The 16,784-nt window shown below is 73.9% G+C and carries 17 protein-coding genes; 6 read left to right on the top strand and 11 right to left on the bottom strand.

The features are described 5' to 3' along the window. The first annotated feature begins 55 nt into the window (after positions 1–55). Positions 56–1,630: an apolipoprotein N-acyltransferase gene (gene lnt / locus ACF061_RS31975; protein WP_392270488.1), complete on the top strand. Its 1,575-nt coding sequence runs from the start codon at positions 56–58 to the stop codon at positions 1,628–1,630. On the opposite strand, the gene ACF061_RS31980 is transcribed toward lnt, so the two are convergent. After that, positions 1,548–2,459, bottom strand: coding sequence for a Gfo/Idh/MocA family protein (locus ACF061_RS31980; protein WP_392270489.1), 912 nt, complete (start codon positions 2,457–2,459; stop codon positions 1,548–1,550). The two genes, lnt and ACF061_RS31980, sit on opposite strands and share 83 nt — an antisense overlap. A gap of 441 nt (positions 2,460–2,900) precedes the next feature. On the opposite strand from ACF061_RS31980, the gene ACF061_RS31985 reads away from it, so the two are divergent. Both ACF061_RS31985 and ACF061_RS31990 read left to right on the top strand, forming a co-directional pair. Then, the gene (locus ACF061_RS31985; RefSeq protein WP_392270490.1) at positions 2,901–3,413 is read left to right on the top strand and encodes a DinB family protein; all 513 of its coding nucleotides are present in this window, start codon (positions 2,901–2,903) and stop codon (positions 3,411–3,413) included. A 175-nt stretch (positions 3,414–3,588) separates the two neighbouring features. Further along, entirely contained in the window at positions 3,589–4,074 is a 486-nt protein-coding gene (locus tag ACF061_RS31990) for a hypothetical protein (protein WP_392270491.1), read from the top strand. Between the two features lie 274 nt (positions 4,075–4,348). Here ACF061_RS31990 and ACF061_RS31995 read toward each other — a convergent pair whose 3' ends face one another. From ACF061_RS31995 to ACF061_RS32025, 7 genes are all read right to left on the bottom strand, one after another. Beyond that, positions 4,349–4,864, bottom strand: coding sequence for a hypothetical protein (locus ACF061_RS31995; protein WP_392270492.1), 516 nt, complete (start codon positions 4,862–4,864; stop codon positions 4,349–4,351). 168 nt (positions 4,865–5,032) lie between these two features. Next, positions 5,033–5,716 carry a uracil-DNA glycosylase gene (ung, locus tag ACF061_RS32000; protein WP_392270493.1) on the bottom strand — a complete coding sequence of 228 codons (684 nt, stop codon included), beginning with the start codon at positions 5,714–5,716 and terminating at the stop codon, positions 5,033–5,035. A 91-nt stretch (positions 5,717–5,807) separates the two neighbouring features. Next, positions 5,808–7,385 carry an ABC transporter substrate-binding protein gene (locus ACF061_RS32005; RefSeq protein WP_392270494.1) on the bottom strand — a complete coding sequence of 526 codons (1,578 nt, stop codon included), beginning with the start codon at positions 7,383–7,385 and terminating at the stop codon, positions 5,808–5,810. A gap of 209 nt (positions 7,386–7,594) precedes the next feature. Further along, positions 7,595–8,353, bottom strand: coding sequence for an SDR family oxidoreductase (locus ACF061_RS32010; RefSeq protein ID WP_392270495.1), 759 nt, complete (start codon positions 8,351–8,353; stop codon positions 7,595–7,597). Positions 8,354–8,365: 12 nt separating this feature from the next. Next, the gene (fabG, locus tag ACF061_RS32015; protein WP_392270496.1) at positions 8,366–9,127 is read right to left on the bottom strand and encodes a 3-oxoacyl-ACP reductase FabG; all 762 of its coding nucleotides are present in this window, start codon (positions 9,125–9,127) and stop codon (positions 8,366–8,368) included. A gap of 125 nt (positions 9,128–9,252) precedes the next feature. Then, positions 9,253–9,654: a DUF3037 domain-containing protein gene (locus tag ACF061_RS32020; protein WP_392270530.1), complete on the bottom strand. Its 402-nt coding sequence runs from the start codon at positions 9,652–9,654 to the stop codon at positions 9,253–9,255. 44 nt (positions 9,655–9,698) lie between these two features. Next, positions 9,699–10,463: a HipA family kinase gene (locus ACF061_RS32025; protein ID WP_392270497.1), complete on the bottom strand. Its 765-nt coding sequence runs from the start codon at positions 10,461–10,463 to the stop codon at positions 9,699–9,701. 359 nt (positions 10,464–10,822) lie between these two features. Between ACF061_RS32025 and ACF061_RS32030 the strand changes: the two genes are divergently transcribed. Beyond that, a complete protein-coding gene (locus tag ACF061_RS32030) occupies positions 10,823–11,305 on the top strand; it encodes a pyridoxamine 5'-phosphate oxidase family protein (protein ID WP_392270498.1) in 483 nt (160 codons plus the stop codon). Positions 11,306–11,321: 16 nt separating this feature from the next. Here the strand turns inward: ACF061_RS32030 and ACF061_RS32035 are convergent, their stop codons facing one another. Beyond that, positions 11,322–12,224, bottom strand: a complete 903-nt coding sequence (locus ACF061_RS32035; protein ID WP_392270499.1) for a LysR family transcriptional regulator — start codon at positions 12,222–12,224, stop codon at positions 11,322–11,324. Positions 12,225–12,298: 74 nt separating this feature from the next. Here ACF061_RS32035 and ACF061_RS32040 point away from each other — a divergent pair, with 74 nt between their 5' ends. After that, the gene (locus ACF061_RS32040) at positions 12,299–13,468 is read left to right on the top strand and encodes a DMT family transporter (RefSeq protein WP_392270500.1); all 1,170 of its coding nucleotides are present in this window, start codon (positions 12,299–12,301) and stop codon (positions 13,466–13,468) included. A 30-nt stretch (positions 13,469–13,498) separates the two neighbouring features. Here ACF061_RS32040 and ACF061_RS32045 read toward each other — a convergent pair whose 3' ends face one another. Further along, positions 13,499–14,830 (bottom strand): aminotransferase class I/II-fold pyridoxal phosphate-dependent enzyme, encoded by a 1,332-nt coding sequence (locus tag ACF061_RS32045; RefSeq protein WP_392270501.1) that lies wholly within the window; start codon positions 14,828–14,830, stop codon positions 13,499–13,501. Between the two features lie 35 nt (positions 14,831–14,865). Here ACF061_RS32045 and ACF061_RS32050 point away from each other — a divergent pair, with 35 nt between their 5' ends. Next, positions 14,866–15,549 carry a pyridoxamine 5'-phosphate oxidase family protein gene (locus ACF061_RS32050; protein WP_392270531.1) on the top strand — a complete coding sequence of 228 codons (684 nt, stop codon included), beginning with the start codon at positions 14,866–14,868 and terminating at the stop codon, positions 15,547–15,549. A 242-nt stretch (positions 15,550–15,791) separates the two neighbouring features. Here the strand turns inward: ACF061_RS32050 and ACF061_RS32055 are convergent, their stop codons facing one another. Then, a complete protein-coding gene (locus ACF061_RS32055; protein WP_392270502.1) occupies positions 15,792–16,742 on the bottom strand; it encodes a DMT family transporter in 951 nt (316 codons plus the stop codon). Between the last annotated feature and the right edge of the window lie 42 nt (positions 16,743–16,784).

The raw sequence follows: 16,784 nt of genomic DNA on the forward strand, positions 1-16,784 counted from the left end.
ACACTGGAGCCGTCCGCCGGGTAGCCGCAGCCGACCAGGGGTAGGAGGGCGCCCTATGAAGACGTTCGGCCGCTGGCTCGCCTCCCCGTGGCGGCGTTCGGTGCTCGCCGCGCTCGCGGGGGCGCTGCCCGTGTTCGCCTTCCCCGCGCCGTCGCTGTGGTGGTTCGCCTACGTCGCCCTGGTGCCGTGGATCCTGCTCGCCCGCTCCGCTCCGACCGGGAAGCGGGCCGCGTACGACGGCTGGTGCGGGGGGCTGGGTTTCATGCTGGCCGTGCACCACTGGCTGCTGCCCAGCCTGCATGTGTTCACGGTGGTGCTCGCGGCACTGCTGGGCCTGCTGTGGGCGCCGTGGGGATGGCTGGTGCGGCGCTTCCTGGGCGGGGTGTCCTCGCCGGGGCGGGGGGCCGCCGCCCTCGTGGTGCTGCCGTCGGGCTGGCTGGCGGTCGAACTGGTCCGCTCCTGGCAGGGGCTGGGCGGACCGTGGGGCATGCTCGGCGCCAGCCAGTGGCAGGTGGCGCCGGCGCTGCGGCTGGCGTCGGTCGGCGGGGTGTGGCTGCTGAGCTTCCTGCTGGTGGGCGTCAACGTCGCCGTCGCCGTGCTCGTCGCGGTACGGACGGTGCGGGCGTCCGCCCTGGCCGGTCTCCTCGCAGTGGCCGCGGCGGGTTGTGCCGTCTGGGCGTGGGCGCCGCGCCCGGAGGTCGACGGCCGGGTCCGGATAGCCGTCGTCCAGCCGGGGACGGTCGGCGGCGCCGACAGCGGGCAGCGGCGTTTCGACCGTGAGGAGCAGATGACCCGCGCCCTGGCGGGGCAGCGTGTCGACCTCGTCGTCTGGGGCGAGAGCAGTGTCGGCTTCGACCTGACCGACCGGCCGGATCTGGCCCGGCGGATCGCCGCCCTCTCCCGTGCCACCGGCGCCGACGTGCTGGTCAACGTGGACGCCCGGCGCTCGGACCGGCCCGGTATCTACAAGAGTTCCGTGCTGGTCGGGCCGCACGGTCCGACCGGCGCCCGCTACGACAAGATGCGGCTCGTTCCGTTCGGCGAGTACGTCCCGGCCCGTTCCCTGCTCGGCTGGGCCACGTCCGTCGGCAAGGCCGCCGGCGAGGACCGCGGGCGGGGCACCCGGCAGGTGGTGATGGACGTCGGCCACGGCCTGCGCGTCGGCCCTCTGGTGTGCTTCGAGACCGCGTTCCCCGACATGAGCCGGCACCTCGCGCGGGACGGCGCCGAGGTGCTGCTCGCGCAGTCGTCGACCGCCACCTTCCAGCACAGCTGGGCCCCCGCGCAGCACGCCTCGCTCGCCGCGCTGCGCGCCGCCGAGACCGGGCGGCCCATGGTGCACGCCACGCTCACCGGTGTCTCCGCCGTCTACGGTCCCGACGGGCGGCGCGTCGGACCCTGGCTCGGCACGGACGCCGGCGCGGCGCGGGTGTACGACGTGCCGACCGCGCGCGGCCTCACCCCGTACGTCCGTATCGGCGACTGGCCGGTGCACGCGGCGCTGCTGGTGCTGGCCGCGCTGGGCGTGACGGAGGGCGTGCGGGCGCTCAGGCCGCGCCGGAGCCCTCCAGTACCGTCCGCACCACCCGCTCGCACAGTTCGTGAGTCTCCAGCGCGTCACGGGCACTGAGCACCTTCCCGGCCCGCACCGCGTCGAGGAAGTACAGCACGGCCTGTTCGATCCCGCGCTGCCGGGCCACCGGCACCCAGTCACCGCGGCGCCGCACGGTCGGCTGGCCCTTGTGGTCGACCGTCTCGGCGAGGTTGAGCACCTGGCGCTTGGTGTCCTGCCCGGACACCTCGAGGATCTCCTCGGTCGAGCCGCTGAGCCGGTTCATCACGCCGAGCGCGGTGAACCCGTCGCCGGCGAGCTGGAGCACCACGTGGTGCAGCAGCCCGTCCCGCATCCGGCCGCGCACGGTGATGTCGTCGACCGGGCCCGGCACCAGGAACCGCAGCGTGTCCACGACGTGGATGAAGTCGTCGAGGATCATCGCGCGGGGCTCCTCGGGCAGCCCGACGCGGTTCTTCTGCATCAGGATCAGCTCGCGCGGGTGCTCGGCGCACTGCGCGTACCCGGGGGCGTACCGGCGGTTGAACCCGACCATGAGCGCGACGTCGCGCCGCTCGGCGAGCGCGACCAGGCGCTCGGAGGCGTCGAGGTCGTAGGCGAGCGGCTTGTCGACGTAGGTCGGCACGCCCGCCTCCAGGAGCCGGGTGACGATCTCGGGGTGGACGGCGGTGGGCGCGTGCACGAAGGCGGCGTCCAGACCCGCGCCGAGGAGGGAGTCGAGGTCCGCGTGACGCTGCGCGGCGGGCAGGCGCAGGCCGTCGGCGACCTGTCGCAGCGTCGCGGGCGTCCGGGTCTGCAGGTGCAGCTCGATCCCGGGCCGCGTGCCGAGGACCGGCAGGTACGCCTTCCGCGCGATGTCGCCCAGTCCGATGCAGCCGACCTTCACGTGCTCTCCCTCACCGCTCGTCCGCGCCTGTCCGCACGGCAGCATACGGCCGCCGCGGAGACCGCAGGCCGGCGGTGCCGTCGAACCCCGGCCGCAGGAGTTCCGACGGGGCCCTGGGGAACCGCGGTGATCGCCGCCTCCGACACGGCGGCCGGGTGCGGTCGCGCGCCGTGTCCCGCTTCGACGCGGCGGTCCTGCGGCTCCGCGGCCGACGCGTCCCGTCCCCGGTCGCCCGGTCGCCCTGGCGGACGGACGACCGGGTCGGCGGCGTCCGGTTCGGCATGGACCTTCCACGCCCGGACGCGGGGACCGGTCCAGGTGCGGGCCGGGCCGCGAGAGCCGTCGGAGGGGCCCGGGGCGCAAGGACGAACAAACGGTGTGACGGGCCCGGGGGCGGAAAACGAATGGTGTGACGGGCCCTGGCCGGGCCAGACTCTCGGCATGACGAACGAGCGCCGAGAGCCCGCCCAGAACGCCGACGAACGCACCATGCTGGAAGGCTGGCTGGACTACCACCGGCAGACGCTGGCCTGGAAGTGCGAGGGCCTGACCGACGAGCAGTTGCGCACCGCCGCCGCGGAGCCGTCCGAGCTGTCCCTGATGGGGCTGGTACGGCACATGGCGGAGGTCGAGCGGGGCTGGTTCCGCAGGGTACTGCTGGGGGAGGACGTGGAGCCGATCTATTACACCGAGGAGGACCGGGACGGCGACTTCCACGTCACCGCGAGCGACACCTGGGCCGAGGCCCGTGCCACCTGGCAGGCCGAGATCGAGGCCGCGCGCCGCAGCGCCGCCGGGTTCGGTCTGGACGACCTGTCCAAGGGCCTGGGCCGGTCCACCGGCGAGCCGTTCAACCTGCGGTGGATCTACACCCACATGATCGAGGAGTACGCCCGCCACAACGGCCACGCCGACCTGATCCGCGAGCGCATCGACGGGGCGGCCGGGGACTGAGGGCCCCCCGCCACGAGCGCCGTCGGGTCCGTGCGGGGCCTCCGGCTCCGCGGGCCGCGCGGCGTCACCCCGGGGCCCTTCCACGCACTCCGTACGGGGTGGGAGATCACCCGTGCGGGGCATCATCCGCCGGTGCGCCGTCCACGGGCGGCCCCGAGCCAGCAGAGTTGCGTGGATGCATCGAACGACGACCACCGCAACCCTCCTGGTCACCGTGGCGGTCTCGGCCCTCACCGGCTGTGTCACGGTCCAGCGGCCACCCGCGTCCGGCCCGGCGGCCGCTCCCGCCCGGCCGCCGGCCGCCCACCCGGACGGCAACGCCGGGCCCGGAGCCGTCCAGGCCCCGGCCCGGGAAGCGCTGGAACGCGTCGGCCCGTCCGGCTCACCGGCCCCGGCCAAGCACCCGTCCGCCCAGGCGCCGGCCCCGCAACGGCGCCTGCCACCGCCCTCGCACTCCCCCGGTCGTCGCCCGGAACACCCGACGCCCCGGCACCCGACGCCCCGGCACCAGCGCCCACCCCGTGCGCCGCACACCGACGTCCCCGACCTCGGACACCCGGCACCGGGGAACGCGGACGTCTGCGCCCTCGGCAGGGAGTACGGCCACTGGGCGGCGGACAGCCCCCAGGCGAGGATCTGCGGGCAGGCGTACAGCCGTTGAGACACCCGGTCCGCCCGCGCGGCGCGCCCGGCGGACAGCCTCCGGTCAGCCGGCCGTGACCGATGCCGTGACCGGGTCCCAGTCCGGCGGCCAGGGCAGCGGCCGCGCGACGCCTGGCACGTTCCCACACTCCCCCGAGCCTTCGGGCGGGGCCCCCGCTCGCGGCACCGGGCGGAAAGCCCGAGTGCGTCCGGTACGAGCACTTCCGCCCGGCGCTCCGCGCTTCGGGCGACGACGGGAATGACGACCGGACGGGAACGCGATGACGGGCCCTCTAGGACCGGCGGCGCGGCCCCGGCTCCCCGGTGGAACCCGGGCCGGCCTCGCCCAGCCGCAGTTCCATCCGGTGGATCTCGGCGCGGACCCCGTCGCCGTAGCTGTCCTCGGCCAGGGCGGCGGCCGCGCCGCGGGCCCGGCGGAGGTGGGTGCGGGCCGCCTCTGATCGGCCCAGTTTCACGTAGTCGGCGGCGAGGTTCAGCTGGAGGCGGGGATAGAGGGCGCGGGCCGCAGACGCGCCGTGGTGCGCCGTCGGCCCGCCGTCGGTGAGCTCCTGCGCGGCCGAGAGCGCCCTGAGGTGCCAGGCCAGTTCGTCCACCGGGTCGTCCTGGGTGCCGGCCAGATAGTGGGCGAGCGTACAGCGGTGCAGCGGATCGCCGTCCGCGCCGATCTCGTGCCACAGATCGAGCAACCGCAGCCGGGCCTCCTCCCGGTCCCCCGCGTGGTGCAGCAGGAAACCCTGCCCGATGCGCGTCATCACGTCCGGCGCCGCCTGTTCCCGCCGCTCAGCCACCACGCCTCCAGCCCACGCCGTCGTCCGAACCGCCCCGCCCGTCCGACGCTAGCCCCCGGCACCGGCGAACCGGGGCAGGCGACCCCGGACACGAACGGGTGCCCGACGGCCGGCCCCACCACCGGTACGGGCCCCCGGGGGGGCGGTGACCGGCCGCGGCCTCAGCCGTCAGCCCAGGTTCGGGATCGCCCAGTCGATCGGCTCGTGCCCCTGCCGGGCCACCGCCTCGTCGATCTGGGTGAAGGGGCGGGAGCCGAAGAACTTCTTGGCCGAGAGCGGCGACGGGTGGGCGCCCTTGACCACCACGTGCCGGGTCTCGTCGATCAGCGGGAGCTTCTTCTGCGCGTAGTTGCCCCACAGCACGAAGACCGCCGGGTCGGGCCGGCCGGCCACCGCGCGGATCACCGCGTCGGTGAACTTCTCCCAGCCCCGGCCCTTGTGCGAGTTGGCCTCGCCGGCGCGGACCGTGAGCACCGCGTTCAGCAGCAGCACACCCTGCTCGGCCCACGGCATGAGGTAGCCGTTGTCCGGGATCGGCGTGCCCAGCTCCGTGTGCATCTCCTTGTAGATGTTGCGCAGCGACGGCGGGATCCGCACGCCCGGCCGCACCGAGAAGCACAGGCCGTGCCCCTGGCCCTCGCCGTGGTACGGGTCCTGCCCGAGGACGAGCACCTTCACCTTGTCGTACGGCGTGGCGTCCAGCGCGGCGAAGACCTCCTCGCGCGGCGGGTAGACGGGACCCTTCGCCCGCTCCTCCTCGACGAACTCGGTCAGCTCCTTGAAGTAGGGCTGCTGCAGTTCGTCGCCCAGAACCCCGCGCCAGGACTCGGGCAGCATGGCGGTGTCGGTCACGTCAACGTCCTCACGATGTGCGGTCACTTCCAGGCCACTGAACCTACAGGCGACCACTGACAACGCCCCCACGCCCCCGGGAACTCCCCGCCTACCAGCTCGTCTTGCGGTACAGCTCCCACATCGTCATGATCGTCGACGGGTCGAGCGCGCGCTCGCCGCCCGCGATGTCGTCGCTGGCGGCCACGTACTGCTTGCCCTGCCACAGCGGCAGCAGCCGCGCGTCGTCCACCATGATCTGCTGGGCCCGCTGGAACTCCTTCACCACGGCCGCACGATCGCCCGCACGGCGTGACTCGGGCAACAGCACCTTGGTGATCTCGGGAGCCGGATAGGGCGTGCCGAGGGCGTTCTGCTGCCCCACGAACGGGGCGATGAAGTTGTCGGCGTCGGGGAAGTCCGGTGACCAGCCGCGCCCGAACACCGGGTACTCGCCCTTCTGGTAGCCCACGACGTACGTCTTCCACGGCCGGCCGCGCAGTGTGACGGTGAACAGACCGGAGTCCTCGAGCTGCCGCTTGAGCTCCGCGAACTCCAGGGCGGTCTCGGAACCGTAGCGGTCGGTGGTGTACCAGAGGGTGAGCGGGACCTTCTGGGTGATGCCCGCCGAGGCGAGGACCGCGCGGGCCTTGGCGGCGCTGGGGTCGCCGAAGTCGTCGAAGAAGCCCGTGGTGTGGCCGGTCAGTCCCTTGGGGACCATGGAGTACAGCGGGTCGACGGTGTCCTTGTAGACCCGGTGCGCGATCGCCGCCCGGTCAACGACCTGCGCGACGGCCTTGCGCACGGCGGGCCTGGCGGCCCAGGGGTCCTTGGGGTTGAACACCAGGTAGCTGATGTCGGCGCCGGAGCCCTCGACTATCTGCAGGTTCTTCGAGGCGTTGCCCTGCAGGGCGATGACGTCGTCGGCGGCCAGACCGCGGTAGGTCACGTCGATGCGGCCGTCCCGCAGCGCCTTGACCATGGTGGTGGAGTCCTGGAAGTAGCGGATGGTCACCGCATCGTTTCTGCGGTCGGCGTATCCCTTGTAGTGGCTGTTCTTGACCAGTTCGGCGCGCTTGCCCTCGTCGTACGACCTCAGGGCGTACGGGCCGGAGCCGAAGGCCTTGCCGTCCTTGCGCAGGGTGTGGGCGGAGTAGTCGTCGGGGTCGACGATCGACATGGCCGGGGCGGCGAGCACGAACGGGAAGGTGGCGTCGGGCTTGTTGAGCCGGAAGACGACGTCCCGGTCGCCGGACGCCTGCACCTGGTCCAGGCTGCCGAGCAGCCCGGCGGGGCCTCCGGAGACGTTGATGTTCCTGACGCGGTCGATCGAGTACTTGACCGCGCGGGCGTCCATCGTGTCGCCGTCGGCGAACTTCATGCCCGGGCGCAGCCGGCAGCGGTAGACGCGGTTGGCCGTGTCCGTGAACCGGCAGCTCTCCGCGGCGTCGGGCTGGGGCGTGGTCGCGCCGTTCGGATAGGCGAGCAGCGTCTGGTAGATGTTGCGGAACAGCTCCCAGGAACCGTCCCAGGAGGCCGCCGGGTCCAGTGTGCTGGGCGCGCTGGTGGTCCCCACCACGATCGGTCCCTCGTCGCCCGAGCCGCCGTCCGAAAGGACACCGCACCCGGCGACCAGGGAGACGGACGCCATCACCACCGCCGGCCGCAGGCCTCGGTTCCGGTTGAACACGCGCACGCTCCTCGATCCGCCGTCCCAAGGGTCGGCAGACCATACCGCGGCTCCCGGCCCGGTGAACCCGCAATGAACGCGGTCTTGATCAGCGCGTGACTGACTACGTTGTCATACCGTCCGGTCACCCTCGGTGCCACGACGGCGGGGCCGTTTCCGTCAAGAGGGGCGCGGAAATCCGCGCCGAACGGAAACGGCCCGCGGGCCGGTCAGCCGACTCCGGCGTTGAGGAAGATGCCGCCGTCGACGACGAGCGTCTGGCCGGTGATCCAGTCGGACTGCCCGGAGGTGAGGAACGCCGCCGCGCCGCCGATGTCGGAGGGCACGCCGAGCCGGCCGAGCGGGTAGGACGCGGCCGCCTCCGCCTCACGGCCCTCGTACAGGGCCTGGGCGAACTTGGTCTTCACCACGGCGGGAGCGATCGCGTTGACCCGCACCCCGGGCGCGAACTCGTGCGCCAGCTGCTGGGTGAGGTTGATCATCGCGGCCTTGCTGACGCCGTAGGCGCCGATGAACGGCGAGGGGGCGAGGCCCGCGATCGAGGCGATGTTGACGATCGCGCCGCCGTTCTCCTTCTGCCAGGCGTGCCAGGTGCGCTGGGCGAAGCCGAGCGCGGAGATCACGTTGGTCTCGAAGACCTTGCGCGCCACGTTCAGGTCGAGGTCGGCGATCGGGCCGAAGACCGGATTGGTGCCGGCGTTGTTGACCAGGTAGTCGACACGGCCGAACGCCTCCATGACACGCTCGACGGCCTCCGCCTGGTGCGCCTCGTCGTGGGCCTTGCCCGCGACGCCGATGACCCGGTCGGCGCCGAGCTTGTCGACGGCCTCCTTCAGTGCCTCCTCGTTGCGGCCGGTGATGCACACCCGGTCGCCCCGGGCCACCAGCGCCTCGGCGACGCCGTAGCCGATGCCGCGGCTGGCGCCGGTGACGAGGGCGACCCTGCCGGAGAGTTCCACGGAAGTCATGTCCTTCTTCCCCTAGTTGAGCGGTCCGCCGGCGACGTACAGCACCTGGCCGGAGACGAAGCCCGCGGCGTCCCCCGTGAAGAAGGCGATGGCGTTGGCGATGTCCTCGGGCTCGCCGACGCGCTGCACGGGGATCTGGGTGGCGGCCGCGGCCTTGAAGTCCTCGAAGCCCATGCCCACGCGCTCCGCGGTGGCCTTGGTCATCTCGGTGGCGATGAAGCCGGGGGCGACGGAGTTGGCGGTGATGCCGAACTTGCCGAGCTCCTTGGCGAGGGTCTTGGTGAAGCCCTGCAGACCGGCCTTGGCGGCGGAGTAGTTGACCTGGCCGCGGTTGCCGAGCGCGGAGGACGAGGAGAGGTTGACGATCCGGCCGAAGCCCGCGTCCACCATGTGCTTCTGGCAGGCCTTGGTCATCAGGAACGAGCCGCGCAGGTGCACGTTCATGACGGTGTCCCAGTCCGAGGCGCTCATCTTGAACAGCAGGTTGTCACGGAGCACGCCCGCGTTGTTGACGAGGATGGTCGGCGCGCCCAGCTCCTGGACGACGCGCGCGATCGCCGCCTCCACCTGCGCCTCGTCGGAGACGTCGGCGCCGACCGCGACGGCCCTGCCGCCGGCCGCGGTGATCTTCTCCACGGTGTCCTTGCAGGCGGCCTCGTCGAGGTCGATCACTGCGACGGCGCGGCCCTCGGCGGCCAGACGTACGGCGGTGGCGGCACCGATGCCGCGCGCGGCGCCGGTGACGACGGCTACCCGCTGGTCAGTGGTGGACATTGCTGCTTCTCCTCGCCCTTGAGAGAACCCGGTGTGCGGTGAGCGACCGCTTAGTACCTTCGGTGGATGTGACGCTAGAAGCCCTGGCACCCGGTGTCAACGCCACACCGGGCGCATGTGATCCATTACCTCACCAGCAGGTCCAGCAACCGCTCCGTCTCGGCGGCCGGGTCGGCGGTGAGCCCGGTGTGCACGGGGCCGGGCTGGACGATGGTGGAACGGGGGGCGACCAGCCAGCGGAACCGCCGCCCGGCGTCGTCGCCCGCGGCCTGCCCGGCCGCGGTTCCGCCGGCGCACACGTTCTCCACCGCCGCGAGCGCGGCCCGCACGCCCGCCACGTCCACGGCCGGGTCGAGGGCGAGCAGCCGGGGTTCGTCGAGGTGCGTGCGGGCGCCGACGTAGGCCTTGGCACGGCAGTAGACGAGCACGCCGGCGTTGACGCACTCGCCGCGCTCGACGCGGGGGACGACGCGCAGCAGCGCGTACTCGAAGACGTCGCGGTCACCGCCCTGGCCCGCCCTGGTGATGTGCCGCCCGCCCGCCTGGCGGCCTCCGATGATGTGGTGGTCGCTCACTTGGCCCCCTTGATGCCGTTGATGCGCTCATGGATGACGGCGGCGCGTGCGAGCAGCGGCCGCGCATAGGCCCGCCGCAGGTCGTCGGGCGTGTCGAAGCCGGTCTCGCCGGTCAGCCAGACGTCCGGGATCTCGGCGGTCACCTCGGCGAGCAGCTCCTCGGTGACCAGGGGCGCGAGACGGGCCGCGGCGGCCTCGACGTCGGGCCGGAAGGGGGCTAGCGCGTGGTCGGAGGCGTCGTACGGGCGGCCCGCGGATGCCTCGGCTCCCGGCCAGTTGTGGTGCCAGATCATGGTGGCCCCGTGGTCGATGAGCCACAGCTCGCCGCGCCACCTGAGCAGGTTGGGGTTGCGCCAGGAACGGTCGACGTTGTTCACCAGCGCGTCGAACCAGACGATCCGCCCGGCCTCCTCCTCGTCGACCGGGAAGGCGAGCGGGTCGAAGCCGAGAGCGCCGGAGAGGAAGTCCATGCCGAGGTTGGCGCCGCCGCTGGACCGCAGCAGCTCCTGCACCTGCTCGTCGGGCTCGCCGAGCCCCAGCACCGGATCCAGTCCGATCGTCACCAGCCGGGGCACCCGCAGTCCCAGCCGGCGGGCGAGTTCCCCGCAGACCACCTCGGCGACCAGTGTCTTGCGGCCCTGTCCGGCGCCGGTGAACTTCAGGACGTACGTCCCGAAGTCGTCGGCCTCGACCAGTCCCGGCAGCGATCCGCCCTCGCGCAACGGCGTGATGAAGCGGGTGGCGTTGACTTCCTTGAGCATCGCCCCAGGTTACTGGGGTCTCGCCCGGGAACCCTCCACCGTCTGGACGCCCGGCGCCTACCGGCCGTACCGCTGTGCGGACCACGCGACCGCACCCGGACTCCGCGCCTCCGCAGCGCCACAGCGGGTTCTCCGCGGCCGACGGCAGTGTGCGCGAGAGCCCGGCGATCCGGCCGCTGCCCGCCGGGTCCGCCTCCGTCGCCGGGGAGGAGGACAAGCCGGCCTGAAGCGCCCCCGGCCCCGGCAGCCCGGCCGCCCTTGCGGGAGCGGGGAAGGCGCTCCATCCTCGGGAGATCCCTTCCCGCCGGGGCGCACCGGCCACGGCACGACAGGGGGAGGGCAGGAGAAGAGGGGGCCGCATGACCGCGACGCAGCGCCGGGGGCGGAGGATCATGATGACGCCCGGGGAGCTGGACGAGTTCCTCGCCACCCAGCGCACCTGCCGGGTCGCCACGGTGTCGGCCGGCGGCGCGCCGCATGTGAGCGCGCTCTGGTTCGCCTGGGACGGCACGTCACTGTGGCTCTACTCCGTGGTGCGCAGCAGGCGCTGGGCCGATCTGCGCCGCGATCCCCGGGTCGCGGTCGTGGTCGACACCGGCGAGGAGTACGGCGAGCTGCGCGGCGCGGAACTGATCGGCACGGTGGAGTTCGTGGGCGAGGCTCCGCGCACCGGAGAGCTCTGCGCCGACCTCGACCTTCCCGAGACGCTGTTCGCCCGGAAGCACTTCGGCCTGGAGGAGATGCCGCACGACGGCCGCCACGCGTGGGTGCGGCTGACCCCGGAGAAGATCGTCTCCTGGGACTTCCGCAAACTGGGACCCGCCCGGCCCGCGCCGCGGTGAGCGGGGGCCGGCCCCTTCAGCCGATACGCTCCCCCGCCGCCCGCAGGGCGTCCACCGCCGCGCGGATCGAGGGGCGGCGGTCCGCGTCGGCGCGCCACACCGCGTAGACGTGCCGCCGCACCGCCTGCCGCACCGCGACGGTCCGCACCCCGGCGGGCAGCGGGCCCCGCCCGAGCCGTGGCGCCACGCACACCCCGAGGCCCGCGGCGACCAGGGCCAACTGCGTGGCGTGCTCCTGGGCACGGTGCGCGATGCGCGGTTCGACGCCCTTGGAGCGCAGGGTGTCGAGCAGCCACTCGTGACAGAACTCCTCGTCGGCCCAGGTGATCCAGTCGTCGTCGGCGAAGTCCTCCAGGTCGGCCTCGGTGAGGTCGGCGCGCGGGTGGTTGGCGGGGAGGGCCACGTCGGCGGGGTCGTCGAGGATCGGGGCGCGGGTGAGCCCGTCCGGCACGGGCAGCGGCTTGTTGTACCAGTCGAGGACGACGGCCAGGTCGACGTCGCCGCGCAGCACGGCGCGCAGGGCGGGCGCGGGCTCCACCTCGGTCGTGGTGACACCGAGATCGGGGTGCCGGTCGCGCAGGTGGCACAGCGCCAGCGGGAAGAGCCCCCGCGCCGCCGTGGGGAACGCGCCCAGCCGCAGCTCGCCGACCACCTGTCCGCGCCGGGCCTCCAGATCGGACTGGGCGATCCGCACCTGGGACAGGATGCGTGCCGCGTGCTCGGCGAGCAGCCGGCCGGCGTCCGTGAGCCGCACGCCCCGGCCGTTCCTCGCCAGGAGCTGCTGGCCGACCTCCCGTTCCAGCTTGGCCATCTGCTGGGAGACGGCCGAGGTCGTCACGTGCAGTCCGTCGGCCGCCGCGCTGACCGAGCCGTGCCGGGCGAGGGCGTCGAGGGTGCGCAGGCGCTCCAGGTTCAACATGTAAGTGATGCTACGAGATACTGGGCACGATATCTCGATTGTGCTAAGAGGTTCGGGGCGTGCATCGTACCGGTATGACCACCGCTTCCGCCTCCTCGCCGCCCCCTTCCGTCCCGGCCGCCCGCTCCGGCCGCCCGCTGCACTGGCGGGTCCGGTTCGCGTTCCTGGCGCTGACCTGGGGCTTCAGCTTCCTTTTCATGAAGGTGGGCACGGAGAGCTTCGCCCCCTTCCAGGTCACGCTGGGGCGGCTGGTCTTCGGTACCGCCGTGCTCGCGGTGGCGATGGCGGTGAAGCGGGAGCGGCTGCCGCGCGGTGCGCGCACCTGGGGACACCTGGCGGTCGCGGGCTTCTTCCTGAACGCGCTGCCGTTCTCGCTCTTCGCGTACTCGGAGCTGACGATCCCCTCCACGCTCGCCGGCATCTGCAACGCGACCTCGCCGTTGTGGGGCATGGCCCTGTCCCTCGTCGCCCTCTCGGAGGACCGGCCGACCCGGGTGCGGGTGGCGGGACTCGGACTCGGCTTCCTGGGGGTGCTCACGGTGCTGGGCGCCTGGCAGGGCTTCCACGGCCTGGACGCGGGCGGCACGGCGATGGCCCTCCTGGCGTCCCTGAGCTATCCGGTCGGCTGGATATACGTCCGGCGCACCCTGGCGGGCTCCACCGAGTCCCATCTGTCCCTGACGGGCGGACAACTGCTGCTCGCCACGGCGCAGCTGGCGGTGGTCACCCCGCTGTTCACCGGCGCCCCCGACCACTGGGACGTCGTGCCGCTGCTCGCGATCGCCGCTCTGGGCGCCCTGGGCACCGGTTTCGCGATGCTCGTCCAGTACGGCCTGGTCGCCGAGGTCGGGCCGACGACGGCCCAGATGGTCACTTACTTCGTCCCGATCATCGCCACGACCGCCGGCGTCGCCCTGCTCGACGAGCACCTGACCTGGTCGACCCCGGTCGGTGCGGTGATCGTCCTGGCCGGCGCGGCCCTGACCCAGGCCCGCCCCAGGAGCGGCGGCCGGTCCGCCCGGGCCACGGCGGGCAGGCGCGGGCGGACGGTCCCGGACGTCGAGCGCGGGGCCGGGCAGGCGGGCGGGGACGTCGAGCCCGAGCCCGGACGAACGGTCCGGGCACCGGCGAGCGGGTACGAACGGGCGGTTCGCACCGCCGAGCTCGAAGCCGAGCGCACGGTTCGTCCCGGATCCTGGGCTCCCCGTCCGGAGCCGTCCGGCGGGGGCGCGGGTCCGGCCTGATGCGCACGGGAGACCTCGGAAACGAGGACCCTAGACGTAACCCGGCTCCGGGGCCGGGCCCAGCGCCGCCGCCACGGCGTCCGCCAGCCGCTCGGTGTCCCCGTGCCGCAGGGCGGAGACGGTGATCCGGATGCCCGGGGGCGCGCTCAGCCGGAAGCGTGCGCCGGGGGCGACGGCCCAGCCGGAGTGCAGCAGCCGGGCGACGGCCCCGGTCTCGTCCGGCACCGGCACCCACACGTTCATCCCGCTGCGCCCGTGCGCCGCGACCCCGCGCTCCGCCAGCGCGCCGATCAGCGACTCGCGCCGCCTGCCGTACTCCGCCGCCACCGCGCGGGTGTCCGGCCGCCCGTCCTCCCACAGCCGTACCACGGTCCGCTGGAGCAGCAGGCTCACCCAGCCCGGCCCGAGCCGCTGCCGGCCGCGGACCCGGTCGACGGTGACCTCGTCCCCGGTGAGGACGGCGAGGCGCAGATCGGGGCCGTACGCCTTGGCGACCGACCGGACGAAGGCCCAGTGGCGGGTGGCTCCGGCCAGGGGGTGCAGGGGGAGGTCGACTATCCCGTGGCCGTGGTCGTCCTCGATGAGCAGGGTCTCCGGGTGTGCGCGCAGGACGGCCCGCAGAGCACGCGCGCGCCGGGCGCTCAGCGCGGCGCCGGTCGGGTTCTGCGCCCGGTCCGTGACGATCAGGGCGCGCGCGCCGCCCTCGACGGCCCCGCGTACGTCGTCGGGGAGCGGCCCCTCGTCGTCGACGGCGACCGGCGCCGTGCGCAGCCCGAGCGCCGGCACCAGGTCGAGCGTCCTGCCCCACCCGGGATCCTCCACGGCGACCGTGTCGCCCGCCTTCAGGTGGGCGGTCAGGACCCGCTCGATGCCGTCCAGCGAGCCGGACACCACGGCGAGCGGCCCGTCCGGGACTCCGGCGGCGGCCAGGTCGGCGCGGGCGACGCGCGCCAGCTCCGGCTCCACGGCCGGGTTCCCGTACAGCACCGGTTCGCGGTCGCCCCGCGCCGCCGCCGCCGCGAGGGCCGGCGCCAGTTCCGGCAGCAGCGACCCGTCCGGGTTGCCGCCGGCCACGTCGCGCACGCCCTCGGGCACCTCCACTCGGATGTGGTCCCGCCCGGTGGTGGCGGGCGCGGGCCGCACACGACTGCCCCGGCGCCCGGCGGTCTCGATGACCCCGCGCTCGCGCAGCACCCGGTACGCGGCGGCGACGGTGTTGGGATTGACACCGAGCCGTCCCGCCAACTCCCGCACCGGCGGCAGCAGTCGGCCCGGTTCCAGCTCTCCCGAGCCCACCCCGCGCTCGACGCTCGCGGCGATCTCCGCCGCGCGCCGCCCCTCGATCCGATATCCTCCTAGCACAAACAATATTATGCACTAGTACAATGGAGACCGCAATGCAGGGCACCCGGCAGCCGGCGTCACCGGCCCCCTCCTACACCCCGACCGACCGCACCGTGCCCACCCGCTCCGCGGACCGGGCGTCGTACGACAAGGAGCTGGTGCACGCGATCCTCGACGAGGGTTACGTCTGCCACCTCGGCTTCGTCCGCGACGGCGCACCCGTGGTGCTGCCGACGCTGTACGGCCGGGTCGGCGAGCGGCTCTACGTGCACGGCTCGACCGGCTCCCGCCCGCTGCGCATGGCCGGTCAGGCCGACCCCGGGACAGCGGTGTGCCTGACGGTCACCCACGTCGACGGCCTGGTGCTGGCCCGCTCCGCCTTCCACCACTCGGTCAACTACCGCTCCGTGGTGGTGCACGGCATCGCCCGTCAGGTGACCGACCCGGAGGAGAAGCGGGCGGCGCTGGACGCGCTGGTGGACCACGTCGTGCCGGGCCGGGCGGCCGACTCCCGTCCCGCCAACGCCAAGGAGCTCGCCGCGACCGCCGTGCTCCGCATCGAACTGGCCGAGGTCTCCGCCAAGCTGCGCACGGGCGGCGTGAACGACGAGCCCGAGGACCTCTCCCTCCCCCACTGGGCGGGCGTGGTGCCGGTCCGCAGGGAGTACGGCGCTCCGCTCGCCGACGCCGGCCTGCTCCCCGGGACGGAACTCCCCGGCTACCTCACGGCACTGTGACGCCGGTCCGCACCTGAGCGCCCCGCGAGGACGCCGAGCGGCAGCACCGGCCGGTCGCCCGGTCGCGGCCCCGTCCGGCTCGCCCGCCGAACGCGAACGCGCCGGAGCCAGGGCCGACCGGGCACCGGGCGGACGACGCGGACCACACGGGCCGACCGGCCCGGTCGGCCCGCCGGGCCCGGCGGCCGGCGAGGACCGGAGGGGTCGGGCGGCTCCCCGATGACGGCGGGGGCCGCCCGGCCTCACGCGAGGGCGGGTTCCCGCGCCACTGCCCGCGCCTCGCGCGCCTCCGCCACGGCCAGGCCCGCGACCGACCCGAGCATCAGCGCGGTGCCGATGACGGTCGCCGCCGTCAGGCGCTCGCCGAGCAGGGCGACCGCCAGCACGGCCGCGCTGACCGGCTCGAGCAGCATGATCACGGACACGGTGGCCGAGCGGACCACGGCCGCGCCCGCGAAGTAGAGGGCGTAGGCGAGGGCCGTCGGGACCGTGCCGATGTAGCCCAGCAGCCACAGCAGCCGGACGGGTTCGGCGGTGTGCGGCACCACTCCCTCCACCAGCGCGAACGGCAGCAGACAGAGGGTGGCGACGGCGAACGCTCCCACGGTCGCGGCGAAGTGGTCGGCTCCGACCGCCCGGCCCCACCGGCGGGTGAGCAGCGTCATCGCGCTGTAGCCGGCCGCCGACGCCAGGGCGAGCAGCACGCCCCAGGGGCGCACGGTGGCGCCGCCGCTGCCGAGCACCAGCACGGCCAGCCCGGCGATCGCCCCGGTGACGGCGGTCAGGCCTGGCCCGCCCAGCCTCTCCCCGAGGGTGAGGCGGGCGCCGAGTGCGATCAGCACGGGCCCGGCGCCGAGGGTGACCACGGTCGCCACGGCGAGCCCGGTGCTCTGGACGGCGGCGAAGTAGGCGGTCTGGAACACGGCGAGGCCGACGCCGGTGGCACCGGCCCGCAGCAGCCGACGGCCGGCCGGCACGGGCGCCGCGGTCCAAACGCGCGGACGCAGCAGGCGCGCGGCGAGCAGCAGCGCGACACCGGTCGCGCAGCGCCAGAAGGACAGAGCGGCCGGCCCCATGTCACTGGCCCGGTAGACCAGGGACGCGGCCGCGCCCGCGGTGCCCCAGGCGGCGCCGGCGACGATCAGGTAGAGGAGGCCACGCCCGACGGGCAGGCCGGAGGAGGAGTGCGACACGAGTTCTCTCCGCAGAGGTGCAGAAGTACGGCATGGGCGACC

Origin of the sequence: Streptomyces sp. NPDC015220, assembly GCF_043079345.1 — a bacterium.
Lineage (GTDB): Bacteria > Actinomycetota > Actinomycetes > Streptomycetales > Streptomycetaceae > Streptomyces.